At 43.3% G+C, this 23264-nt stretch carries 20 protein-coding genes; 12 read left to right on the forward strand and 8 right to left on the reverse strand.

The genetic code is table 11. The annotated features are described in order from the left end of the window. Window positions 1-51: 51 nt before the first annotated feature. A complete protein-coding gene (locus MSG35_RS13605; protein WP_017059817.1) occupies window positions 52-546 on the forward strand; it encodes a DUF1097 domain-containing protein in 495 nt (164 codons plus the stop codon). Window positions 547-717: 171 nt separating this feature from the next. Here the strand turns inward: MSG35_RS13605 and MSG35_RS13610 are convergent, their stop codons facing one another. Further along, on the reverse strand, window positions 718-2466 hold the full coding sequence (locus MSG35_RS13610) for an ATP-dependent endonuclease (RefSeq protein ID WP_050620776.1): 1749 nt from the start codon (window positions 2464-2466) through the stop codon (window positions 718-720). A 238-nt stretch (window positions 2467-2704) separates the two neighbouring features. Between MSG35_RS13610 and MSG35_RS13615 the strand changes: the two genes are divergently transcribed. The 5 genes from MSG35_RS13615 (at window position 2705) to MSG35_RS13635 (ending at window position 8917) form a co-directional block, all read left to right on the forward strand. Continuing rightward, window positions 2705-4444 carry a bifunctional UDP-sugar hydrolase/5'-nucleotidase gene (locus MSG35_RS13615; protein ID WP_248384283.1) on the forward strand — a complete coding sequence of 580 codons (1740 nt, stop codon included), beginning with the start codon at window positions 2705-2707 and terminating at the stop codon, window positions 4442-4444. Between the two features lie 562 nt (window positions 4445-5006). Beyond that, window positions 5007-6008 carry a TerC/Alx family metal homeostasis membrane protein gene (locus MSG35_RS13620; protein WP_048612514.1) on the forward strand — a complete coding sequence of 334 codons (1002 nt, stop codon included), beginning with the start codon at window positions 5007-5009 and terminating at the stop codon, window positions 6006-6008. Between the two features lie 313 nt (window positions 6009-6321). Continuing rightward, complete coding sequence (locus tag MSG35_RS13625; protein ID WP_017059812.1) at window positions 6322-6510, forward strand: hypothetical protein; 189 nt, start codon at window positions 6322-6324, stop codon at window positions 6508-6510. 175 nt (window positions 6511-6685) lie between these two features. Next, window positions 6686-7426 (forward strand): DUF1223 domain-containing protein, encoded by a 741-nt coding sequence (locus MSG35_RS13630; RefSeq protein ID WP_248384284.1) that lies wholly within the window; start codon window positions 6686-6688, stop codon window positions 7424-7426. A 201-nt stretch (window positions 7427-7627) separates the two neighbouring features. Continuing rightward, a complete protein-coding gene (locus tag MSG35_RS13635; protein WP_050644831.1) occupies window positions 7628-8917 on the forward strand; it encodes a DEAD/DEAH box helicase in 1290 nt (429 codons plus the stop codon). Between the two features lie 127 nt (window positions 8918-9044). Here the strand turns inward: MSG35_RS13635 and MSG35_RS13640 are convergent, their stop codons facing one another. The 3 genes from MSG35_RS13640 to MSG35_RS13650 are packed head-to-tail and all read right to left on the reverse strand — an operon-like array spanning window position 9045 to window position 11497. Continuing rightward, window positions 9045-10400 carry an FUSC family protein gene (locus tag MSG35_RS13640; protein WP_248384285.1) on the reverse strand — a complete coding sequence of 452 codons (1356 nt, stop codon included), beginning with the start codon at window positions 10398-10400 and terminating at the stop codon, window positions 9045-9047. A gap of 13 nt (window positions 10401-10413) precedes the next feature. Beyond that, window positions 10414-11274: an HlyD family secretion protein gene (locus MSG35_RS13645; protein ID WP_050620771.1), complete on the reverse strand. Its 861-nt coding sequence runs from the start codon at window positions 11272-11274 to the stop codon at window positions 10414-10416. Window positions 11275-11284: 10 nt separating this feature from the next. Next, window positions 11285-11497: a DUF1656 domain-containing protein gene (locus tag MSG35_RS13650; protein ID WP_004730923.1), complete on the reverse strand. Its 213-nt coding sequence runs from the start codon at window positions 11495-11497 to the stop codon at window positions 11285-11287. Window positions 11498-11734: 237 nt separating this feature from the next. Here MSG35_RS13650 and MSG35_RS13655 point away from each other — a divergent pair, with 237 nt between their 5' ends. Next, entirely contained in the window at window positions 11735-12649 is a 915-nt protein-coding gene (locus MSG35_RS13655; protein ID WP_061017013.1) for a LysR family transcriptional regulator, read from the forward strand. Window positions 12650-12721: 72 nt separating this feature from the next. On the opposite strand, the gene MSG35_RS13660 is transcribed toward MSG35_RS13655, so the two are convergent. The 3 genes from MSG35_RS13660 to MSG35_RS13670 all read right to left on the reverse strand — a co-directional run bounded on the left by MSG35_RS13660 (window position 12722) and on the right by MSG35_RS13670 (window position 17208). After that, the gene (locus MSG35_RS13660; RefSeq protein WP_061017011.1) at window positions 12722-13279 is read right to left on the reverse strand and encodes a PhnA domain-containing protein; all 558 of its coding nucleotides are present in this window, start codon (window positions 13277-13279) and stop codon (window positions 12722-12724) included. A gap of 223 nt (window positions 13280-13502) precedes the next feature. Beyond that, window positions 13503-15935 (reverse strand): VolA/Pla-1 family phospholipase, encoded by a 2433-nt coding sequence (locus tag MSG35_RS13665; protein WP_248384286.1) that lies wholly within the window; start codon window positions 15933-15935, stop codon window positions 13503-13505. 13 nt (window positions 15936-15948) lie between these two features. Next, window positions 15949-17208 (reverse strand): outer membrane protein transport protein, encoded by a 1260-nt coding sequence (locus MSG35_RS13670; protein ID WP_248384287.1) that lies wholly within the window; start codon window positions 17206-17208, stop codon window positions 15949-15951. Window positions 17209-17565: 357 nt separating this feature from the next. Here MSG35_RS13670 and MSG35_RS13675 point away from each other — a divergent pair, with 357 nt between their 5' ends. Next, window positions 17566-18648 carry a site-2 protease family protein gene (locus tag MSG35_RS13675; protein WP_248384288.1) on the forward strand — a complete coding sequence of 361 codons (1083 nt, stop codon included), beginning with the start codon at window positions 17566-17568 and terminating at the stop codon, window positions 18646-18648. A gap of 137 nt (window positions 18649-18785) precedes the next feature. Here MSG35_RS13675 and MSG35_RS13680 read toward each other — a convergent pair whose 3' ends face one another. Next, a complete protein-coding gene (locus MSG35_RS13680) occupies window positions 18786-19574 on the reverse strand; it encodes a M48 family metallopeptidase (protein WP_248384290.1) in 789 nt (262 codons plus the stop codon). Window positions 19575-19713: 139 nt separating this feature from the next. Here MSG35_RS13680 and MSG35_RS13685 point away from each other — a divergent pair, with 139 nt between their 5' ends. From MSG35_RS13685 to MSG35_RS13700, 4 genes are all read left to right on the forward strand, one after another. Continuing rightward, the gene (locus MSG35_RS13685; protein WP_248384291.1) at window positions 19714-20139 is read left to right on the forward strand and encodes a hotdog fold thioesterase; all 426 of its coding nucleotides are present in this window, start codon (window positions 19714-19716) and stop codon (window positions 20137-20139) included. Between the two features lie 89 nt (window positions 20140-20228). Further along, complete coding sequence (locus tag MSG35_RS13690) at window positions 20229-20462, forward strand: DUF3389 domain-containing protein (protein WP_248384292.1); 234 nt, start codon at window positions 20229-20231, stop codon at window positions 20460-20462. 154 nt (window positions 20463-20616) lie between these two features. Continuing rightward, the gene (locus MSG35_RS13695; protein WP_061038286.1) at window positions 20617-22308 is read left to right on the forward strand and encodes an SgrR family transcriptional regulator; all 1692 of its coding nucleotides are present in this window, start codon (window positions 20617-20619) and stop codon (window positions 22306-22308) included. 49 nt (window positions 22309-22357) lie between these two features. Beyond that, window positions 22358-23263, forward strand: coding sequence for a DMT family transporter (locus MSG35_RS13700; RefSeq protein ID WP_248384293.1), 906 nt, complete (start codon window positions 22358-22360; stop codon window positions 23261-23263). The last annotated feature ends 1 nt before the right edge of the window (window position 23264 follow it).

The raw sequence follows: 23264 nt of genomic DNA on the forward strand, positions 1-23264 counted from the left end.
TGAGGCTAAATCCGGTTGCGGACAATTACGTAATTAGGCTTTAGAAATAGTATGAGTACATTAGTCGCGATTTCATTAACAACAGGTATTTTGTCAGGTCTATGGGGATGGATTGCCATCTCTTTCGGCTTATTGTCATGGGCAGGTTTCTTAGGTTGCACCAGTTACTTTGCTTCGCCAACAGGCGGCGTTAAAGGGCTTGCAGGTAGCTTATTGACCAACATGACTGGCGTATTCTGGGCAATGGTGATTATCGAAAGCTCAACCTTCGCAGGGTTAGAGATTTTAGGCTACATGATTACTGCTATTGTGGCTTTCTTTATGTGTATCCAAGCGAAACAAGCGTGGCTAGGTTATATCCCAGGAACCTTTATTGGTTGCTGTGCGACGTTTGCTGCAGGTGGCGATTGGCAACTTGTAGTGCCATCTTTGCTGCTTGGTGGTGTATTTGGATACTTGATGAAAGCAACGGGGCTATGGCTTCACGAGAAATCGACCCAATCTTCGGAAGTTGTTGAACAACACGCTAAACAGGCAAAGGCTTAATTCGTTAACCTAACCTTAGTTAGTCACTGTGAACTCTTGCAAGATAACCCCCAATTAATTTGTATATCGATTTATACAGGCACACCGTTTGGTGTGCCTTTTTTGGTTAAGGTGATTAGCTAAATATTTAATCAGTAGAGCAACTGATAGCTTCTATAAAACAAATTATGCTTAGGTATTTCCGTTCGCCATGGTGATCACGCGTTTTAATGTCCATCTTAATAAAAGCGGTATGCATTCTTGTCCTTGATTCTCGCAATGAGAAACAATGGCGAGTGCAAGGTCGGGTTTTGCATGTTTCTTCAATACCTTGGCAACCACTTTCTTCGGAGGGATAGGGTGATCGTAGGGAATCTTAACCATGTCACGGAAAAAGCTCTCAAACCCATTCATATAAAGGTAATGCTCGATATCTTTATCTGGCAGTTCCGTGAGTCGATGTCTTTCCTGATCATTACCAAGCTTCGATAACACTGTCGCGGCATACTTTTTACCAGCGGCATCACCGTCGGTCACTACATGCCAATCAATGCCAAACTCTTGTGCAACTTTAATCAGCGCCTTAAGTCCCGATTGAGCGAACTCTATAATCTGCACACCTTCCGCTGCTAGGTTATAGCCACATTGATTGGCAAGTTCATTGAACAACCAAACCTCGGTTTCACCTTCGACTAATAGCCAACAGCGAGCAAACAGCGCCCCAGATCGGTGGAAGCGGATATGAAAACCAATTCGACGAAGTTCATCTTTACTGAAGTGGTTCATGTTGAGTTGATTGGCAATGGTTTTGTCTGACTGACGAACCAAGCGACGAATCGATTGAAGTGGAACTGCTGCAAGTAAGTCGCCACTGTTGGTGGTGAGGATTTTCTGCATGGGCAATTTCTGCATTAAGCTCCAAGCCCTTGCCAAGTGTGTTGGGTGTAATCGACCTTCTGGATCTTCAAGGATTAAAAGAGGGCGCGCACATCGTCTTAGGTCGTTTGGCCCTTTAGCTTGTAGATAAGCGTTCAGTAACCCCATGAATAATAAACGGGTTTGTTTATTTTTGGTCTCTTCGACAAGTTGATGAATACTCTGATCATTGGCACCCGCAGAATAAAGCAATCCGTCTCGTTGTTTTCTAGGGTTACGACGAGAAGTACTTTTGAAAGAAAAATAGTGCTCAATCAAACTTTGCATCGACTCTAGGCTACTGCGCATTTCACCTTTATTCACATGACCGGGGATCGCCATTAAACGACGGCAGGTGTTGTCGATTCGTTTTTCTATTCTTGCTTGTCGACCATTACCGTTATTGGCGCCGTTTCCATTTGTGCCATTGCTTGCGTGATGATTCCCGTTCCCGTTTGAATTTGCATGATTAGCGTGACCATTGCTAGGAAGGTGAGCATTGTGGTTAAGGGACTTGCCGTTGAAAGGACGATCAAAGTGCCTTGCATCACGCAAACGGATAACGGGATGTAAGGTCATTAATTCTTGAGCAAGCTTTTCTGAATGATGAAGCTTGAGCGGATTACCGTCCAAACCAAGAAATGCATAGTGTGTGGTTGTCTCATACTGTTCTAACGTCGCGCTGATGCGATAGTAGATGCGAAATACGCCAAATTCATCTTGAACCCAAATAGGTTTGAGTTTGCGATAACGACCTGCGTTAAGTTCGCTCTTATCGTTAGCTTTTAAAGCGAGAACAATTTGAAGATGTTGAGACTGTGGATGTGAAACAGAGTAATCGACATGAAAATCGGTCATTTCAAAGTGATATGGCACACCGTCTGAGGGCAGAACGACGGAAAGGGCATCCAATAATGAAGACTTACCCCAAGTATTTTCACCAATAAGCGTGGTTAGCTCGTCAAACGCGAGTGACATGCGCTTGATACCTCGAAAGCCAGAAATCTCGATTCTTTCTAGTTGCATAGGCTTACTCCTAACGGAAGGCTCTGCTAATTATCTGAAAGCTAACAGATATCTTTAATCATAATCGAAAAATCCAAATCCGGTATGCTCACCTGTCACAAAACCCGTTGTTTATTAATACGGCGCAAAATGAGATTTTTGATCTATCTCGAGTATTTTTTTGCAGTGCAGTTTCATAAAATTCACGATTCTGTCATGATTCTCGACCTAGTATGAAGGGACAAAGAGAGAAGAAAATATGACTAAAAAGAATAAGCCGACAAAAATAGTGTTGGCACACATCAACGACACCCACTCATACTTTGAACCAACCTCGTTACAGCTATCACTTAAAATGAACAACCACATCATTGAACCTTATGTCAGTGCTGGTGGCTTTGCTCGAATTTCAACACGCTTCAAACAAATAGAACAAGATGCCCAGCGTCAGAAGGTTGGAACCTTGTTCCTGCACGCTGGCGACTGCTTCCAGGGCACTTTATACTTTTCTTTATTCAAAGGAAAAGCCAATGCCGATTTGTTGAATGCCCTTAATATAGATGCCATGACGCTCGGTAATCACGAGTTAGACATGGGTAATGAGCCCGTTGCGATTTTCGCGAAAAGAATCAAATTCCCACTGTTGGCCGGTAACTGGAATCTATCGAATGAGGATATCAAAAAAACTCATACGCTAGCGGACAACGACATTGTTAAGCCTTATCTGCCTGAAACACGAAGTGCTTCTTTTATAACGAAAGAGTTTGATGGCGAGAAGATCGCAATATTCGGCTTAAGCATCGATAAGATGGCAGGCATCGCTAACCCAGATATCGATACACCGTTTGAAAATGCTTTGGAAACAGCAAAAGCAACCATTGAGCAAATCCATCAAGCAGGCACCAACAAAATTGTGTTACTTAGTCATCTCGGTTACGAAGCTGATTTAGAGTTAGCAGCCAACGTAACAGGTATTGGTGTCATCGTTGGTGGTCATAGCCATCGCTTACAAGGTGATTTCTCTGATATCGGCTTAGTTAAAGATGATGAATACGGTGTGAAAATTGGCGATACCTATGTTGTGCAAGCGGGTTTCCACGCCATGAGCTTAGGACACTGCGAAATCGAGTTCGATTCTCAGGGCAAAGTGACGCACTTCAATGGTAAAAACGAACTGTTATTAGGCCGTCGACTCTTTATAGACGCGAAACTGAGTGAAGTAGGGCAAGACGATGCCCACGATATGGCGTGTGAGTTTTTAAACAATCACCCCAATATTGCAGTGTGTAAGAAAGATCCTGAGCTGCAGAGCATTCTGACTGATAAATACCAGCCGCGAGTTCGAAAGCTTCAGCAACAAGTGATTGCTCATGCAGACACTAAACTTCGCCATGTACGTATTCCAGATGATAAAGGCCCGAGCCAACTAGCCCCCTTGGTTGCTCAATCATTTCACCATCTAATGAACAAGAAAGGCCATCAGGTTGACTTTGCCATTCACAACGCAGGTGGTGTTAGAAATTCACTCAATAGCGGCGATGTTTCTGTTGCCGATATTGCCGGAAAACTACTACCGTTTGCCGTACCCATTGGTGTGTATGAAGTAAAAGGTGAAACGATCGCTGGCATGCTTGAAGGTGCAATCAATAACGCGCTGGATAATGGCGTCGTGGGCACAGGTTCAGGCAGCTTTCCCTATACGCATAATTTGAGGTTTTGTTACCACAAAGAAGCGCCTTTAGGACACAGGATTCACCATCTCGAAATCCACTCTGATGAATCGGGTTGGCAAGCTGTTTCTCGCAACCGTATTTACCGTGGCGCGTCGTCAGCCTACACAATGAAAGGGAAAGAGGGCTATAACGCTGTGTTGGATATGATAGGTGATGGCACGGTAACCACTGACTCTATGGCAGACTGCTTCATCGAGTTTCTGCAAGACCACCCAGAGTCGCTTCAACACAATGAACCGTTGAATTGCATGGAGTGTTTTAGATAACCACAGCTGACGCTGATGCTTAATGTTATTACGTTGGGTTATTTATAAAATTGGCATTGTTTATGCTTCATCTCTGCAGGTCGCCTTCTTGTGGAGATATGCATGGATAAGAAAGATTGGTTAGATGCGGTAGCGGTTGTCGGTTGGGTGTCAGTTTGGTCAGCGTTAGTGTATTTGGTGCCTACTACAGGTTTGTAATGGTTCTGCGCGCTGGATAAGACTAGCTTTTGAACAGCCGCAGTATTCTTATTATCAATACACGCTATACCAAGCGTAAGTGGAAGAAATAGAAAAGGAGCAGATAGCTCCTTTTTTGCTTTTTCCGTGAAAATTTATATAGACGAAACACAATCAGAGGATTATTATCCACGCGTTTGGGGAGTAGTTAGCGCAAGTTTACATATCGTCATCTCGTTAGGCCAAGAGTCTATCCGGTATGTAAAGGTGAAATCCCATATTTCACTTCAACGAGACCAACGCAATCACAGTCAAGATCCGTAATGGAGCTTGATATGCTTTGTTTGCGGAAGGTCTTTGTACAGTTCTTCCGCCCGGAGGAATAATGAACTCAACTCAATCTCTATTATCTACAAATAGTGAATCCTTTTTTTCATCGCCAATCATGACGACTTATGCGGGCTTTTTCCTGCTGACGGTTATTCTCGTCTCTATTGATATCTATCAGACTCGTGGCGGTAACGTTACTATCAAGAAAGCGGCAATCTGGAGTGTCTTCTGGTTTGTACTTGCGTTTTTGTTTGCTGGCTCTATTTACTTGTTTTGGGACATTTATGCGCCGAACAGTGACTACACAGCGCAAAAAGCAACCGTGTCATTCATTACGGGTTACTTGTTAGAAAAATCCCTTAGCGTAGACAATTTGTTTGTTTTTGCGATGATCTTTGCTCAATACCAAGTTCCTGAGCATCTAAGACCTCGTGCGCTACTCTGGGGTGTAATTGGTGCATTGGTGCTTCGTGCAATTATGATTGCACTAGGCGCACAGCTATTGGCGGAATACCACTGGGTACTTTACGTGTTCGCTGCGTTCTTGATCGGTACAGGTATTAAGCTGGCATTGGACAAGGGCGAAGAGGAGAGTGTGAATACACTGCCTGAAAAGCTACTTCGTAAAGTGATGCCGGTAACTGAAGATTTCCATGGTCCTGCATTAATGGTTAAACAGGGTGCTAAATGGGCATTCACTCCAATGATGTTGGTCATTGGTGCGATCGCAGTGATGGACGTAATGTTTGCATTGGATTCTATCCCTGCGATCTTTGCGGTAACACAAGAACCGTTCTTGGTATTAGCGGCAAACGTATTTGCGCTACTTGGCCTTCGTTCGTTGTATTTTGTACTACAAGGTATGATGGACAAGTTCATCTACTTGAAACCGGCACTGGCATTCATCATGGTGTTCATCGGTGTGAAAATGCTATTGGTTGACAGTGAGTGGGCTATCCCAACTTATTGGTCGCTTGCTGTGCTGATTTCGACTATGACGATAGCGGTTATAGCGTCGGTTTATGCGAAGAAGCCAGGCATTGAACAAGTAAATTAAAAACAAATATAACTTATCGAAAAGTCGATAATGAACACGTGGCTGATGAAGTGGGAAATTTATTTATGTAAATTTTCTGTGACATTGGCCACTGTTGTTTGCGGGGTATTTGTACTAAATGCATGATTTAAACACTATATTGAATTTATACTCACATAGTCTGCATATCTATCTTATGGTATTGTTAATGGTTTGTTTTATTAGAAAAACTAATCCCAAAATCTAATTTTAGTCATTTTTTAACCTGCAAAAGATCACCTATTATTCTTGTCATCAGAACGAAACACATTAATAAATTTATAGAGAGGCAATCATGGCTCAAGCAGTACAAATGAATACTATCGCTGTTCCTAACTCTATGGATAAGAAGACCTACTCGGTTAACTTCAAAGGATTGATTGCACACATTTTCGATATTCTTTTCGTAGACAACTCTCCACGTAGTTACTACGCAAGCGACCTATCTGGTCACATGCAACGCGATATCGGTATTAACCGTTAATCTCAGCGTTAACATGTAAATATAGAATTTTAAGAAAACGCCAGCTTCTAAAGCTGGCGTTTTTGTATCTGAAATAAACTCTATCTCTTCGTAAACTAAGCACCTGAAAGAAAAACCTAGGCATAACGGTCTGTATTTGAGCGCCATTCAATTTGCTTTGTACAAGGATCTCGGTATGTCACACGCCAAACGCAATTCATCATTGATCAAACTTTGTTTATTTGCCTTACCGATCGGCTTCTATTCCTCAGTGTCGCTTGCACAAACCTGGAGTCATGAAGGCCAGCCCGCACAGGTTATCGAGCTCTTCACATCTGAAGGTTGTTCAAGTTGTCCGCCTGCAGATGCCTACCTCAGTACTTTTGAAGACCATCCAAAACTGTGGACACAAGTCATTCCGCTTGCCTATCACGTCGATTATTGGGATTACCTAGGTTGGGGCGACAAGTTCGCGAGCAAGGCGTTCAGTCAGAAGCAACGACTTTATAAAGCTTACGGCTTAACAAGTGGGGTTTACACGCCGGGCTTTGTTGTCGATGGAAAAGAGTGGCGCGGTTACTTTAACTGGTTAGACAGAACGTTGCCTTCGCTTAAACAACAAAATAACCCCAAGCTAACGGTCAACCATAAAGGCGATACGTTCAGCGTAAGTTATGAAGGCAAAGGGGATTATGTTGCTCATATAGCTTTACTGGCGATGAACGAAGTCACCAGTGTTAAGGCGGGCGAGAACAGAGGGAAGAAACTTGAGCACGATTTTGTTGTGGTTTACGATGGTTATCAACGTGGTGAGTCTGAATGGCAATTTAATATCAATTTTGAGCCACTCGTCGCTACACCAGACGCAGTAGCCGTTTGGTTAACCGAGCCGAATTCGTATGCACCGGAACAAACGGTAGCAGGGTGGCTGAACTAACTGCAACCCACGACAACTGTGTAGCTGGAATACTCTTAGACGAAGTTGGTACGGTGAGTATCGAGGTTCTCACATCGATAACTTGGTTTCTGACGGGTATTAATCAGTGAAATAGAAGCGAAAGGGCGATTTAGTTACGTAATACTGCTGAAATACGTTAATATAGCGCGCTATTATTTTAGCTTTGAGTTCCTGCAATTAATGACTAACACCACAACACCAACCAACTTCTCTGATCTTGGCTTAATCTCACCTTTGATGGCTCGTTTATCTGAGCTTGAATACCAACAGCCAACGCCTATCCAAGCGCAAGTTATTCCAAGTGTGTTAGCAGGACGCGATTTAATTGCAGGCGCAAATACCGGTTCAGGTAAAACCGCAGCATTTGCACTTCCACTGTTACAAAAGATTCATGAAGATGCCCCTCTGGACCGTCGTTCAGGCAAAGGTAACTTTGTTTCTGGCCTTATCTTGGTTCCTACTCGTGAACTTGCTAAGCAAGTAGCAGACAGCGTTAAGTCTTACGCTGTGCATTTCAATGGCGCGATTAAAACGGTTTGTGTGTTTGGTGGTGTATCGGTAAACACTCAGATGCAGGCGCTACGTGGCGGCACTGATATATTGGTGGCAACACCGGGTCGCCTGCTTGACCTTATTTCAAGCAACGCTATCAAGCTAGACAAAGTAAAAACGTTAGTGCTTGATGAAGCTGACCGAATGCTAAGCCTAGGTTTTACTGAAGAACTTGATGCGATCTTGAAGTTATTGCCAAGCAAGAAACAGACATTATTGTTCTCTGCAACTTTCCCTGAGCAAGTTAAAACGCTGACTCACGAACTACTGAATGATCCAATTGAAGTTCAACTTCAAAGTGCCAATGCGAGCACACTCGTTCAACGTGTATTCGAAGTAGAAAAAGGTCGCAAGACAGCATTACTCGCACACCTAATTCAACAACATGAATGGCGCCAAGCTCTGATCTTCGTTAATGCGAAGAACAGCTGTGAGCACCTAGCAGACAAGCTTTACAAGCGCGGCATCATTGCTGAAGTATTCCACGGCGATAAAGGACAAGGTTCACGTACTCGTATCCTTGAAGATTTCAAATCTGGCGAGATTGACGTTCTTATCGCGACAGACATCGCGGCACGTGGTCTGGATATTGAGAAGCTTCCTGTGGTAATCAACTTTGACTTGCCGCGTAGCCCATCAGACTACATGCACCGTATCGGCCGAAGTGGTCGTGCAGGTGAGGTTGGTCTTGCGCTATCTTTGATCGATCACGAAGATTACCACCACTTCAAAATCATCGAGAAGAAGAACAAGATTCGTCTTGAGCGTGAGCAAATAGAAGGCTTTGAAGTGGATGAAGAAGCGACAGCTGAACTTATCGCTGCACTAAAACCTGTTGCGCCACCGGCTGGTACAGGCAAGAAGAAAAAGAAGAAGAAAGCTCCACAAAACCAAGACGTGTGGCTAAACAACAACTGATCTTGAGTCAGTAAGCTATATGAGTCAGCTAGCTATATGAATCAGTAAGTAATAGACATTCAAAAGGCGCTTAATTGCGCCTTTTTTGTTTTTCTTATCCCAAGTTAAGCGAATCCGCGTAACGAGACTAAGCGATACTTTTGACTCTAAATAGGTCTGTGAATAATTTTCCTATCATCAAAATGATGAGCAGTGTGGTTAACATTAGCAATGGTGTTTGAATCTGATAAACCGGTGTTAGATTAAGCGCGCCAGATGTCAGTACGACCAGCAGGTTTATACCAAGTATTCGATGCACCATAAGTTTAGGTGTCGCAAACACTTTCCATATCACTATGCTGTTGATGAAATAGAACAACGCCAATTGCCACAATTCAGTCATCATCGGCATGATAAAGATATATTGCAGCAAGATAACCGTGCCCGTTCCAATGACACCAAAAAATGCATCCTTAATAACACTTGGCGGCATAGTAGGAAGCATTGAAGAAAATATGCCAGCAATCATCGGAAAAATAAAACCACCCGGTACAGGCAGGTATATCCAAACCAATAACGACGTGACGAACATCGAGACACCTTGTAAAACTTTTCTCCCATCTTCATTAAGGTGTTGAACAAACGTACGGTGCTCATGGTGCCAAGAGACGTTTTTCTTCTCACTCATCACAAATGGCACATCATCAATTAGTGATGTGTTTGGCGCCATTAACTCCAGTTTTTCCATTTTTTTGGTGAGAGCGACCCAATCAATAGCTTGAGTCAGTTCACCCGAGGCGATCTCAAGTAGACGCTCTTGAATATGCGCCATTTCGTTGATTCGTAAACGCCATGCGTGAATATTTTCTTTTAGGTGATAACTGCCAGCGAGCGGCAAATCCAACAGTTGATAGAGCTTTTCAATATTAGCGGTATTGGACTCTAAGGCTTCTATATCAAGGTTGTTGGTATCGCTCATTGCTGTTATCAGCGTTTCTCTGCTTGTTTCAAATCGTTGTACAAAGTTCTGCTCAGTGTTTACAGGCCAGATCAGACGATAAACAATCGAGAAGGTGATAACACCTAATAGAGTTTCTTGTATTCGAAGCACTGCAAAATAGAATGTAATTTGGTTATCGAATCCGCCCATACAAGAGATGATGGAGCAAACTGCAAAGCCTATAGAAAAGACATAACCGTATTTCTCATCACTCGACATGAAGATGCATGTACCGAGAAATAAGGTGAAAAACATCAAAAATAGAAAACGGTCTTGCGAAAACATCGCAATCAAGAAAAAGGCATAACCCGTCCCTAACAAAGTGCCCATTAATCGGTTGTGACCTTTGTTTATTGAATGAGCAAAGCTCTCGTTCAGTGCCATGACCGCAACCGCAATTGCCGCCCAATAAGGTTTCTCCCATTGAAACCACAACGCAACACAGATAGAGATAACAATAGCGAGAGCCGCTTTAATGGCTTCTTTGGTTGATGCACTGAACATAAAAGCTATCCAACTATTTGATTATTTTGAGTGAAGCTGTCATACCAACACGAAGTTGTAAGTCTTCAGGCACGTTATCAAGCTCTACTTTGACTGGTATACGTTGAGCAAGACGAATCCATTGAAAGTTTGGGTTCACGTTAGGAAGAAGGTCATTACCTGTGCTGCCGTCTTGTGTTGCAATACCAAAGCCAATGCTTTTGATATGGCCTTCCAATTGAATATTGTTGTGCATCATAAGAGTGACAAGCGCTTTGTCGTTAGGGCCAACATTCACCAGATCAGTTTCTTTGAAATAGCCTTCGATCCAGAAACTGTCTTCATCGATCAGCGCAACTACCGGTGTATTAGCGACGACTTGAGAGCCTTCTCGTAGATTTAAGTTCGTAATGTAACCGTTGGTTGGCGCGTACACTTTGGTGTATTCAAGATTTAAATGCGCTTCTTCAACGTTGGCTTTTGCTAGTGCAACGTTCGCTGCATTTGTCTCAACCGCGTTATTCAGGTTATTCAATGTCAGCACTGGCATAGCGCCGGGCGTTCTCTTTTCTAAGTTCAACGCACGTTGCTCTTCGTTTTTAGCTTTTGCTAAGAGCGCGCGAGCCTGTTTCTGTGTCGCCAACGCTTTATTGTAGGCCGCTTGATAAATGCTTGGGTCGATCTCAAACAGCAAGTCGCCTTTCGCCACCTGTGAGTTGTCCTCAATATGGACTTTAGTTACTTGCCCTGTAACTCGGGGAGTAATTGAAACAATGTAAGCGCTGACCTGACCATCTCTAGTCCAGGGGTTACTCGAATAAGATTGGTAATAGCTATAAACCACAGAGCTTGCGGCAACGACCAGTAGTAGCGTGATGAGATAACGTTTAATCAAGGTGAATGCCTCAGAAGATGGTAATGAATTGACCGATAACGCCGACGAAAATTACGATCAAGCTTAATTCGGCAATTGCAGGAAAAGCGACATATTTATGTAGCCCAAGTTTTGTCGCGATTGAGCCAGTCAATATCGTCAATACATAGGCTAAAGCGATAACCAATAGCAAAGGAGGGAAGTAGATCTCACCCCACACGAGTTCATGTGGCATTGTGTTCATGGGTCTGTCTCTATCGTTTTAAGAAGATAACGATAAAGGAAATGCGGTGATGTTAATAATCGTATATAGAGGATCAGATCCATCAAATACAGACTGGTTTAGGTATATACTAGGAAGGATAGGCAGCAAAGATACAAATCAGTAGTCACTTTTGCGCTGTCTTTTTATCATTATTATTCTGATGCAGTAGATGTTTTTCTATCTCGTATGCATGACCAAGAAAGTAAGTACATCAAAATGAACTTTAGTATTGAACAACTTCTCGCGTTTGTGACCGTCTATGAACAGCGGTCATTTAGCAAGGCGGCAGTAAAGCTTAACAAGCACAGAACGACCGTGGGTCAGGTGATTACAAACTTGGAAGATCACCTTGCGGTGAATCTTTTTGAAAGGGTCGGGCGCTCTGTTGAACCAACGGAGGACGGGCACCTCCTTTATCACTACGCAAAACAGACGATTGAGCAAGCTCGTACTTTTGACAAAGTGGCGTTGAGCCTCTCTTATGGTGGGTTAGAGAAAATAACAATCGCGTATTCTAGTTTCGTTCCACAACGTGTTTTGGTGGATATACGAAAACGACTTAAACACGATTTCCCAATGATGCGAGTGAACTTTCTGGTTAGGAATAAGAACGAAATTAAACAAGGAATACAAAGTGGGGAATATCACTTTGGACTTGTGAATGCTCACAATAGCCGAGCGATGCACAGTTTTGATTCTACTTTCCTTGGGCATTTTGAGTTCTATCCATTCGGACAGAAAGGGGGAGATCTCTCACATATCGATAAAGACGAAGTATTAGTCGCACTTAGGAACTCTAAACAGTTCGTATTGAAGTCTCTGATTGACGAAGGTATGTCTGAAAAGATTATCGTGAGCTCTGACTATGAAGAGATCGATCAGCTTTCGTTAATGATTAAAATGCTTGAAGAGGGTTTTGGATGGGCACTTCTTCCTAAGGCATTTTTTACCGACTCTGAATTTTCAAAACATTCAATAGAGCCCATTCACTCTGCGCAAATGGTGGAAGGATTCAAATTTGGATTCGCGCTGTGGTGTCCGCATTCGAAACAAGTCAGTGGTATCAAAGGCTCTTTGGTGTCGGTCATTAAAGAGTACCGTGAGCAACTTATTGATAGTTTTAAGTCGTGAAAATTTGAGATATCAAAAAGGCGCTAATTATTCATTAGCGCCTTTTTAGATTTTGTTCAGCTAAAAGAATAATTACTTTTTACGGCAGAACTCAGCGATTACGTACATTGATTGACCGCCGTTTGTTTTACCAGAAACAAGCTTAGGGTCGTCACCAACGCTGATACCGCGGATAACAGTACCTTGCTTTATTACTTGGTTAGTACCTTTGATTGGCAGGTCTTTGATTACTGTTACGTCGTCACCTTTCTTAAGTTCAACGCCGTTCACGTCAAGAGGCTTGTCATCAGCAGACATACCGATTTGTGCCCAAACTGATGTTGCTTCTTCAAGGTACATCATGTCTAGCGCGTCTTGAGCCCAGCTTTCTGTGTTCAGACGAGTAAGTTGACGCCATGCTGTTACTTGAACTGGCGCTTCCTGGCTCCACATGCTGTCAGTCAGACAACGCCAGTGGTTGATATCTTTAGGATCGTCAATCTCACCAAGACATTTGTCACATACCATGATGCCGTGATCCACTGTTACGTGGCTGTGTGGCGGCACTGCGTATGCAGTAAGAGAAGAATCAGAACCACATAGTTCACATTTAGATTGGCAGCGTTCTAGCATAGTAGCTTCAGAAGACATAATGGACTCACATTTATTAGGTATTAAATTACGAGGCTATTATCCACTTTATTTACAATAAAGAAAGAGGTCGTACGGTATTCTGTCTTGATTAATTTTAGCTGAGATCAACCATTTGTGTTTTAAAGTTTTATGCAAACGGTTAACTAGGGAAGGTTAGCTAGTCACAGGAACAAAAATGCCAGCGGTTAGGCTGGCATTTGGTTTCAATTAGAACTTGTGGTTATTCCAATACAGAACCATCGATAGATGCAGCAGTTAAAGTATTATCTAATAAGAAGTCTACCGCTTGCGTCTGCATGCTAACGTGGTGGCTTAAATCTAATGGTAGAGGCGTACTATCATCTTGCGGAGCCACAAACGTGCTGTGAACCGCATCTTTGCCAAACTTAACAAAATCATTGGTACCGTTTGGCGTTGTATTACTTGCATCTACAACGGTTAAGCCAAGTTTTGTCGCAAGTGGTGTTGTTCCTGCAAACGGTGCATCCGCAACGGTGTTTGGTACCGTTTCGTCACCTTGCACTTGACCCATGTAAACTGGCATCTGAGTAGAAGCTTCTAGCAAATAATCAGCATTAGTGTATGGATCAATAGTGTCTAACACGGTTTGTGCCGCATACGCGAACTGTTGAAATGCTGCAGTCATTGCAGCTAGTTGTGCTGTGGTTGCACTGCTTTCAAATGTTTCGTAGCACAGTTTATCTGAGCTGTTTGTACAGCTAGCAGCTGCATAGCTTGCGTACTCTGTCGAAGCCCCCAAGGCTACGTTGTGCTTAACTTGTGGGCCAAAGAAAGGTGAACCCAACAAAAGGTTAGATATTTGGCCACCAGAGTTTTCGATAGCAGCAGCGCTGAATGAATAAAGCGCATCAGCAGTTGTGCTACCTAACGTGCGGTTAGAAGACGCAACAGCTGTCGTTCCGACGATACCTCCTAACGAATGACCTAGAAACTTAACTTGTGAACCAGTAGCTATGTTAAATCCCTTCAAAGGTGAGCTAGCAAGTAAACCAACTTGCAAAGATGCGGTTAATGAAGCTCTTAAACCCATTACATCCAGCGCACTTTGACGAACGTTATCACGCGCTACAGGCAAGTTAGTGAGATTTAAATAAGCTAAGACATCGGCATTTGCAGAACGTTGGTCATCCAAACTACGAGTACCGTGTATTGGTAAGTCAATAGCCAAGACAGCAACTCCAGCTCTCGCTAGGTTGTACGCGAACGCGTAAGCATTTTCTTTTGCAGAGGTGATACCGTGTTGGTAAATGACTATATCAGTAGGATCTGTACCATTAGGCGTAAATAGCAAGAATTCGACAGATTCTAATGATTTAACTTGAGGAACTGGAGAGTATTTCGTAATAACTCTTTCGCTATCAAGTGGAGAACCATCGGCCATCGTTAAGTTTAATCCGATTAACTTTAGTTGTTCGGTTTGCTCTGTCGCTAATATGCTTGTGTCGATACCAGCAGCAGCTAACTGAGTAGCCATATTTGCTTGCTCGGCACTATCACTTAAAGCACTAGAAACTTTTGCTAAGCTAGGCATACCCGATTCGAATGGCTGTGAGTTCCATTCAGTAGCACTTGTTTCTAGATAATAAGGTAATTGAACAAAACCTTGGGTTACCTCAACGTTGTCAGTAACACCATACAATCCATTAATCGCACCTTTAAGGATTGCGATAGTTGTTGCGTCGTCACCTGCAACATACTTATCAAAGTCAGTATCGTTTGCTAGTGCTGTTGTGAACAGTTCTGTTGAGCCGAACTGCATTGTGTAGGCCGCCGTAAGGTCAACTGAGTTAGGGTTTGCGCTATCTTTCCAAACACCATTTAGATTTGTCGCAGCTAATCCTGTTGCCGTTGCGGCTTTTGTCGCGAAAAGGGAATCGCCAACAGACTCTGTAGTAAACCAAGTCGAGTAAATGATGTTTTCAGTATCCAGGTTGATCGCACCTGCAGCAGTCGCTCCAGCAAAGACCTTTTCAACACCCTGAGTGACTTGTTGTGCCTGAGCTAGGCTACCTTCGGTATACGTTACCGCAGTCGATTTCAGAGCCGCATAACTTGCTGACATACCAATCGGATCACCATTGGCATCGGTTAGTTCATTCGACAGCGCCAATACGTACTCGCTTGACGCATCAAGAGATTCGTTGAATACAATAGTGAATGTGTCAGTTGAGGCACTAGATAGAACATTAAAATGGGTTCCTTGTACCAATACGCCAGTAACACGCGGTGCCGTTTCAGAAGTGAGTGAGCCACTAAGCTTTAATAGGTAAACACCACCAGTTGCGACACCATCAGCTAAACCTGTGCCTTCAAAGTCCATGATGATTGGCATTGAGGTAGACCAACCATCCATTGTATTCATTGCTGCAATAGGGTTGGTTAATGAGTCATCACCGCCAGTAGGCAAGCCAAGTGTACCGTCGCTAGCATCCATCAACGCGAAACTAGGAAGAGGAACAGCAATATCTGCACCCGTTAATTGAAACTTGATGCTCGTCGCTTGTGCGAGTGAATCTTGAATGTACTGTTCATATTCAATCGCTGTTGAAGCGCCTGAACTCGAAGAGTCATCACCACAACCAGCAAGAAACATTGCTGAAGCGAGCAGCGAAACATTAAATAACTTTTTCATGTTTTAATTCCGTTTAGTTGAAGGTGTAGTTCATTTGAATTGCAGATAGGTAAGCGACTGCATCACCAGAGAATTCAAGTTCCTGACCAAGTTCATTGGTTTCAGTGAAATCACCTTCTTTACTTTGAACAAGAGCGAAACCAGCATCGATCGAAAGGTTAGGGCTGTACTGATAAGTCAAACCTGCGCTATACCAGAAACGGTCACTATCAGGGATGCTTAATGTCGCTTCACCAGCTTGCTCGTCATAAGCTAAACCTGCTCGTAAAGTCCACTCTTGATTCAACTGGTAAGTAGCACCCAATGAGTAACGATTGTTATCGTCATAGTCTTCTGTCTTTTTGAAACACTCGCCACTTACACAATCTGAGCTTGTCGCTTTCAGTTCTTTAAAACTACTCCACCCAGTTTGTTGCCAACCGTAATGAATCGCCCATTGGTCGGTCAATTGGTGGAAAGCTGAAATTTCAATAATTGAAGGCAACGTGATTTTTAGACGTCCTGTTGTTGTCGTAGCACTACCTTCCACGATGCTGCCCGTGTAATCAGTAAAGTCACCATCATCAAAGTCGAGGTCTACCTCTGAACGATACGCGATAGAGAATCGGTTGTTTTCATTCAGTTCATATAAAGCGCCCACGTTCCAACCAAATGCAAATGTTTCACCCGTCATACTGATCAGTTTTGTTGAGGCAGGATCTCCAGTGATGTAAGAAATAGAGCCTTGATGACGATTTAGTTCAGCCTCGGCGTAAACAAGGTTTGCCCCCGCACCAACACTAAACTGGTCGTTAATTCGATACGCCACATTGGGGTTTAAGTTCACTGACACTAGTGAAGTATCACCTGCAAGATCACCCGCATAAATATCATCTGGGTAATCGGTAGCAACGCCGTAATTAGAAAACATACCGATGCCCCAAGCCCATTTATCGTTAATAGGGCTGATGTAGTATGCGGCAGGGACGACTTGCAGTGGCGCTACGTCTTTAGAGACTTGGCTTTGTCCGCCAGAACCTGGAACATTGTTTTGAGTAATATCCACTTCTGGATCAACGATAGAAACCGCGCCTGAAAATTGGGCTGTATCAAATAGGGTCATTGCGGCGGGGTTTCTCGCTAGTACACTCGCGTTATCGGCTACAGCGCCTTCACCTGAGAATGCGCGACCAAGACCTGAGGCAGAATGCTCAGCAACTTGGAAGCCAGCCGCAAGTGAATTGCACGCAAATAGCACAGAAAGCGAAACGAGAGAGCGTTGTATTGTTTTCATCCTTGACCCTCCTAGGGCATCGAATTTCATTATTATCGTTTGAAAACACACTGAGCATTGTTGGTGTTGAAGCTCTAATGTAAACAGCATGTTAAATTCATGTTTTATATAAAGTCAAAGAAATAGTTGTCATTTTGAGAGGTTATATTTTTGAGGGGCGGCACTCTAACACTAATAATATAATTACAATCAATGCTTTATTCGTGGTTGGAGGTGTGACCAGAATGTTTATGTTAGCTATTGGTACGAATAGTGTTCAATTGCTCAATATGTAACAACTTTGTTTATGTTTACCGCCGATCGCTAAATCGGCATAATATCGACACTCGTTAGAAGTCATTAAATTGGAATTAAAGTTTGGAATTACTCGCGATAGAGTTTCTTGGTAAACCGCTTCGTTTAGAGGGGTCAATGGCAGGGTGGCAACAATTGTATTGGGACAACACTCTGGTATCTCAATTAGATGCGACCACAGACCAAGAAGACGCCCGAAAACACGAATTTACACTACGCGCTGGCGAAGAAACGTTGCAGTGTCACGTTGAGTCGACGGTTCAGTGGCAACCGTTTGAGATGACATATAAAGCATTGGTCAATGGCCAAACCATTTCCGAAGGCAATCGAAACACCAAAGATATCGAACAACAAACACCTGTTGTCGCTCCTAAACCAGAGAAGCGTTTTAGCTTAATTGGGTTGGTGTCGCTTGGTATGAAAGCGCTAAAAAGTGCCAAGCTAATCAAGGTCGTACTTGCTTCTGCGAGTTTAGCGGCCTATTCATGGTTGTTTTCAATTCAGTTCGCTTTGGCCTTAATCGCCTGTTTAATGTTCCATGAGTACGGTCATATTAGAGCGATGAAGTACTTTGGCATGAAGACCAAAGGCATTTATTTGATACCATTCCTTGGTGGTTTGGCGTTATCCGATGAAAAGATTAATACGCGTTGGCAAGATGTGGTTATCTCAATCATGGGGCCATTGTTCGGCCTGATATTGTCGTTAGTATTTATGGTGCTGTACTGGGCGACGGGCGAAATGTTCTTTGCCGGCCTTGCAGTATTTAATGCTTTATTCAACCTGTTCAATCTATTGCCGATTTTGCCTCTCGATGGCGGACATGTTCTTAAAAGTATCAGTTTCTCGATGAACAGCGTACTTGGCATTGTACTTTGTGTCGCGGCTGCCGTTGTTGGTGTGGTATTGAGTTATCAGTTGAATTTAACTCTGTTTGGTTTCTTATTGATCATGGGCAGTGTTGAAATACTGTTCGAATGGAAAGGACGTCATCACAGTCACTTGTTACCGTTAGACAAATACGGGCAAGTCGTGTCGGTCGTTTGGTATGTAGGTTTAGTGAGCAGTTTGATTGGTGTTATCTGGTATTTTGCATCTACTGGTGATCAGCTATTAAGCCTACCATTACAAATTCTTGGTACTTAACCAGTGAGTTTCTGTTGTTGGAATTATCCAGCTACTTAGTGCACTTGAACTGTTAGCAAGCAAGAAACTAAAAATGCCCTAACCAATATGGATAGGGCATTTTTGTATTTACGCCAGGTAAGCGAATCTAACTTAGACTACGCTTTGCAATTTGGTCTTGGTGAACCTGATTGAGGAAGCGTTTTTATCGTTGCTTGTAGATCTTTAATACGCGTACTGTGGGAAGGGTGCGTAGAAAGCAATTCTGGCGGTTGATTACCCCCTGATGCTTTGGCCATGTTTTGCCACAAATTAACACTTTGGTTTGGATCGAACCCTGCTTGAGCCATATACTCTAAACCAACCACATCGGCTTCAGACTCTTGAGTTCGCCCATACGGTAGAATAACGCCATATTGAACGCCTAATCCTAACGCGGCCATCGTCATGCCTTGATACTGTTTGTATTCTGATGCACCTAACGCGACATTAGTAATAGACAAGCCAGTATTAGCGATTTGAGACTGAGACAGGCGCTCATTACTGTGGTCTGCAAGAACGTGTGCCACTTCGTGACCGATAACCGTCGCGAGTTGGTCTTGATTGACTGCGACCTTGAGTAAGCCCGTGTATACACCGATTTTGCCGCCAGGCAGGGCGAATGCATTCACTTGGTCACTATCAAACACAACAACTTCCCATTCACTAAAACCTTGTTTAGGAATATATTGAGTGATGCTGTTCGCTACGCACTGAACATAAGCGTTAGTTTTGGCATCTTTGCTGATGGGTTGTTCTTTTTTCATTTGTTCAAAAGACTGTGCTCCAAGCTGAGACATATCTTTATCAGAAAAAAGCAGCAACTGGTTTCTTCCTGTCGGAGAAGCGCTGCACGCGGTTAAGCCTGCAAGTGTGATAAGCGAGGCAAACTTCATCCATGACGTCATACAATATCCTCTATGTATTCGGTTTTTATGCATGTTAACATCAACTTGCGTAATAACTAAGAGCTGTAAGATAACTAACAGCCAGTAATATAGAAAAAGCTATGCACGCGATAACAAGATCAATAATTAAGGAACCCACATGAGTATTTGGAAAAAGCCCGTTGACCTAGACACCTTCAACGCGACCTCAAAAAATACCTTAATTGAGCACCTCAACATTGTTTACACCGAGGTTAACGATAATTCCTTGGTGGCAACCATGCCAGTTTGTTATTTCACGCACCAACCACTGGCCATGCTTCACGGCGGTGCATCCGTGGTTCTAGCAGAAACACTTGGCTCACTTGCTGCCAACTTTTGCGTACCCGATGGTTACTATTGCGTTGGACTAGACATCAACGCTAACCATGTTCGTTCAATGCGTGAAGGGCACGTTATTGGCACCGCTGAGCCTATTCACCTTGGCGTATCTACTCAAGTATGGCAGATAAACATCACTGATGAACGTCAACGCTTGGTTTGTACAAGCCGTTTGACCATTGCAGTGAAGAAGCACAAACGTTAGTTCATTAATCGAGGGGAGGCATAGGAATCATCCTAGCCAAACTTTATTAAACCTCATTTACACACTGTTTATTTTAGTTAGAGAAATCCATGGTCATAACGTTTAAAAGTGGAAAAGTCATAGCAACGGCGCACGAATTGGTTGTTCGTTTAGATGGCGAACATAGAGTCACATTACAAGCTCAAGTTGATGCAATTCAGCTGATCGGAAAAGGGGCAAACGTCATATCGGCTAATGGCTCTGAGTGCAAATGGTCGATTAAATTAGACAACGAGCAACAGCTTCGTGACATCGCCAATGAAATTGCCTGTGATGTGATGTAATCCTTTACGGTAAAAGCACTTACCCTTTCAGATTGAATAACATCTTAGGATGTCGTACTCAATAATTCACAATAAAATCGTGTCAGTAATATTGATTTTACGCAATAAAATAGGGAAACTGAATTCAATGTCCTTTGAATAAGTTTTCCTCTTTATGAGCAGCCCAAGACTTCGCGTTCAATTTGAAACCCTGTTTGAATACTTCGATGGTAAAGATTCTGATGTTCAGCTCGACGACATCACGGATGTGCTCTGTTGTACCCGTCGTAATGCCCGAATGGTACTCAACAAGCTTGAAGAAGAAGGGTGGGTAGAATGGTTACCTGCAGCGGGGCGCGGTAAGTTATCTCAACTTATCTTTAAGCAGAATCGCTGTGATGTCAGTGAGAACCTAGCAAGACGCTACTTACAGGAAGGGAAAATTGGACAGGCGCTGTCAGTGCTTGATCACAATGCTGCCAAACTCACCCAAGTTATTCAAAACTACTTGGGCGTACAGTATCAAGAAGGCGAACAAGTTATTCGTTTGCCTTATTACCGACCGCTTTCAATGCTTAACCCAACCAAATCGATGCGTCGTTCAGAGCAACATATCGCTTGTCAGGTATTCAGTGGGTTGACTCGTCTAGATGAGAATGACCAACTTCAACCCGATCTCGCTCATTCATGGCAAAAAATCAGCGATCATCAATGGCGATTCTTTTTGAGACCTGGTGTTCGTTTCCATAACGGGGAACCTTTGTTAACCAATCATGTTGTGGATACACTGCTTGCACTCGAACCTCTCAACATGTTTTCGCATATCAAAGATGTCTCTTCACCTGCAAATTGTGTCGTAGATGTCTTTCTCACACGTCCAGACAAGTATTTTCCGCTCGCTCTAACGGAATCGGTCGCTAAAGTCACGTTACCGATCACTTTACGTGGTGAAGACTACGATATTCGACCGATTGGAACTGGACCTTATCGCATTGAAAAGAACGACGAGAAACAACTCGTGTTAACCGCTTTCAATGGGTACTTTGGTTTCAGACCGTTAATTGATCGCGTTGAAGTTTGGGTGGTGGATGAGGCTTATTCTTCAATGGTTTACCCAAGCCTATCTAAGCCTGTTATGGCCGACCGTGGCGATAGCGATGAAGTAGAACTCGACCCTGGCTGCACGTATTTACTGCTCAATAGAAAGAAAGGTATTGCACAAGATCCTGCATGGGCACAGTTTTTATCTAACGCATTGAATGCGGCGGATCTGTTTGTTCATATTCCAAAAGAGACCGTTATCGATTTGGGCGTGCTGCACGCATATGGGATAAAACCCGGTTGGTATGACATAAAATTGAAGGTGCCAGTTTGTCCACCAGCAAATACCAAACCAACCATAAGATTGGCGTATCAATGCCAACATCCAATGTTTCCAACGCTTGCCAAGGCGATTGTCACGGTGCTGAAGCAATACAACGTTGATGTTGATCTTTATGGTTACGAAACCGATCCTCCGCACGCCGATGATGTTGATGTTTGGATTAACCCTATGGGTATCGCCAATAACAGGGACGACGCCTTGGCTGGCTGGTTAATGGACTACAGTTTTCTTGATGAATCTAGTCCGGCAGAGGACTTCGACCAATGGTGTCACATGATTGACCGTTGGCGTTCGGGGGAATTCGAGCAATTTCCAGCACGACAATTAGGTAAACAACTGGTCCAAAGCAATCAATTAATTCCAATGTTTCATTGCTGGCTAGGCGTTAATAAAGATCAATGTGGTACGCTGCAAAACGCGAAATGTAATGCATTAGGTTGGTTCGACTTTAGCCAAGTCTGGGTGAAGCCTGACGTTGATTGAAATCCAAGAAGACTCAATTAGGACCAAACAACTCAATTAGGAAAAAACGATGCAAACTCTGATGGTTACATTTATTACGCTGGTGGCATTTGCTGCTAATTCAGTTTTGTGTCGCTGGGCCTTAATGGATCAAACGATTGATCCTTTGAGCTTTTCGATCGTGCGCATCTTATCTGGTGCGCTTACTCTTCTGATTTTATTAACTTTGTCTTCCCAATCTAAAGCTAAACGTGAGTTAACAAACAACACATCGGCATATGCAAAACTTAAATCACAGTTTCAATTCACATCAGTACTGTCACTGCTCGTGTATATGTTTGGTTTCTCGTTTGCTTACTTAGAGCTTGGCGCAGGTCTTGGTGCGCTGGTGTTGTTTGTCGCAGTGCAATTTACGATGATTGCCGCACACTTGTTTTCTGGCAACAGAATGCCAATAATCGAGTGGGGCGGGTGTATGTTATCGGTGGCAGGGCTTGTTTATTTGTTAATGCCAACGGAATCGACTCAAGCACCCGACTTAGTTTCTATTATCTTGATGTCTCTGGCCGGAGTCGGGTGGGGCATTTACACATTGGCAGGAAAGACATCGTCAAACGCACTGCAATCGACCACCGCTAACTTTGGATTCAGTTCGCTAGTTATCCTTTTGGTATTAAGCTTGTTAGTTTTGATTCCTAATGCGTTAACGCAAGTGTCTATCACTGAACAAGGTTTGATTTACGCGGTTATATCGGGCTCTGTGGCTTCCGGTGTGGGTTATAGTTTGTGGTATTACGTAGTGAAAAAACTGAATACAGTGGTGGCGTCTATTGCACAGCTTTCTGTTCCAGTTATCGCGACACTTGGTGGCGTATTACTGTTATCTGAACCTGTCACTATGCAATTTATAGTCTCATCAACCGTTATACTTCTAGGGATAAGCTTGGTTCTTGTCGCCCCTAAACTAAAGAAATAAA

It is taken from the genome of Vibrio sp. 1CM23M, assembly GCF_023161755.1.
Classification (GTDB): domain Bacteria; phylum Pseudomonadota; class Gammaproteobacteria; order Enterobacterales; family Vibrionaceae; genus Vibrio; species Vibrio coralliirubri.

Bases quoted from the DNA above. Each gene is read 5' to 3' on its own strand.
- MSG35_RS13605 (WP_017059817.1), top strand. From the start codon at position 52: ATGAGTACATTAGTCGCGATTTCATTAACAACAGGTATTTTGTCAGGT.
- MSG35_RS13610 (WP_050620776.1), bottom strand. From the start codon at position 2,466: ATGCAACTAGAAAGAATCGAGATTTCTGGCTTTCGAGGTATCAAGCGC.
- MSG35_RS13615 (WP_248384283.1), top strand. From the start codon at position 2,705: ATGACTAAAAAGAATAAGCCGACAAAAATAGTGTTGGCACACATCAAC.
- MSG35_RS13620 (WP_048612514.1), top strand. From the start codon at position 5,007: ATGAACTCAACTCAATCTCTATTATCTACAAATAGTGAATCCTTTTTT.
- MSG35_RS13625 (WP_017059812.1), top strand. From the start codon at position 6,322: ATGGCTCAAGCAGTACAAATGAATACTATCGCTGTTCCTAACTCTATG.
- MSG35_RS13630 (WP_248384284.1), top strand. From the start codon at position 6,686: ATGTCACACGCCAAACGCAATTCATCATTGATCAAACTTTGTTTATTT.
- MSG35_RS13635 (WP_050644831.1), top strand. From the start codon at position 7,628: ATGACTAACACCACAACACCAACCAACTTCTCTGATCTTGGCTTAATC.
- MSG35_RS13640 (WP_248384285.1), bottom strand. From the start codon at position 10,400: ATGTTCAGTGCATCAACCAAAGAAGCCATTAAAGCGGCTCTCGCTATT.
- MSG35_RS13650 (WP_004730923.1), bottom strand. From the start codon at position 11,497: ATGAACACAATGCCACATGAACTCGTGTGGGGTGAGATCTACTTCCCT.
- MSG35_RS13655 (WP_061017013.1), top strand. From the start codon at position 11,735: ATGAACTTTAGTATTGAACAACTTCTCGCGTTTGTGACCGTCTATGAA.
- MSG35_RS13660 (WP_061017011.1), bottom strand. From the start codon at position 13,279: ATGTCTTCTGAAGCTACTATGCTAGAACGCTGCCAATCTAAATGTGAA.
- MSG35_RS13665 (WP_248384286.1), bottom strand. From the start codon at position 15,935: ATGAAAAAGTTATTTAATGTTTCGCTGCTCGCTTCAGCAATGTTTCTT.
- MSG35_RS13670 (WP_248384287.1), bottom strand. From the start codon at position 17,208: ATGAAAACAATACAACGCTCTCTCGTTTCGCTTTCTGTGCTATTTGCG.
- MSG35_RS13680 (WP_248384290.1), bottom strand. From the start codon at position 19,574: ATGACGTCATGGATGAAGTTTGCCTCGCTTATCACACTTGCAGGCTTA.
- MSG35_RS13685 (WP_248384291.1), top strand. From the start codon at position 19,714: ATGAGTATTTGGAAAAAGCCCGTTGACCTAGACACCTTCAACGCGACC.
- MSG35_RS13690 (WP_248384292.1), top strand. From the start codon at position 20,229: ATGGTCATAACGTTTAAAAGTGGAAAAGTCATAGCAACGGCGCACGAA.
- MSG35_RS13695 (WP_061038286.1), top strand. From the start codon at position 20,617: ATGAGCAGCCCAAGACTTCGCGTTCAATTTGAAACCCTGTTTGAATAC.
- MSG35_RS13700 (WP_248384293.1), top strand. From the start codon at position 22,358: ATGCAAACTCTGATGGTTACATTTATTACGCTGGTGGCATTTGCTGCT.